Consider the following 771-nt stretch of genomic DNA (forward strand, 5'->3'; position numbering starts at 1 on the left):
AAACCGACCTTTATTCATTGCTCTGGTGTTCAAACGGTGGTTCGTCTGCGCGTGTTTTTGTGTTGTACAAAGAATCAGCGGGCATTTGCAGTCGGAGATCTATCCAGCGACCACCAGGAATATCCATCGGGTCACCGGCAGTAATCATCGCGGTTTCCACATCAAAACGGCGACGAAAGACTGAAACAGTCAGCACACCATCATCTTCGGTCGTAATATCAACGAAACACAGAAAGTTGCCGTTGATATCCTGGGGGATCTCGACTGTCCATCCTTCAAGGCTAAGGCCGCAGCTCCCCATGACACGATAAACGCCCTCCATCTCTCTCGACGCAGTAACCCCTTCAGCTTCATCGTTACACTCAATCTCACCAGTTCCGAACAGCTTAACTACAGGAGAGGCCCGTTTGATAAAGCCGTTCGTGTCAACGGTGGTGTTTGACTCACCCCACCATTTTTTCCACGTCGCCCCGCTGGGATTTGCTGGATCAAATACACCTGTCCATAAATTATCCCGGTTAAAGGCGAGACCAAAACCGGCCGTCGAATAAACAGGAACAGAGACCAAACCGATAATAGAGTTTCCACTTCCAACTGGTGCACCGATGGTTGATGGTGGAGCTCCATCACCGCGCATACGATAAAGCCCGGCACGGTAACCATCGGTCAGGCTTGCCAGCTGAGAAGCCAAAGACGAATCAGCACCGATGCCAAATCCACCTACCTGGATAACATTGCCATTGGAGGTGCCAGTATCCTTCGTCGCTGATG

General features: G+C 50.8%; 1 pseudogene. It reads right to left on the bottom strand.

The features are described 5' to 3' along the window. Window positions 1-10: 10 nt before the first annotated feature. A pseudogene (locus VF709_RS24900) lies at window positions 11-771 on the bottom strand (hypothetical protein); the annotation flags it as partial.

Origin of the sequence: Enterobacter sp. Lyrl_3 (assembly GCF_051948675.1) — a bacterium.
In the GTDB taxonomy this organism is placed as follows: Bacteria; Pseudomonadota; Gammaproteobacteria; order Enterobacterales; family Enterobacteriaceae; genus Enterobacter; species Enterobacter cloacae.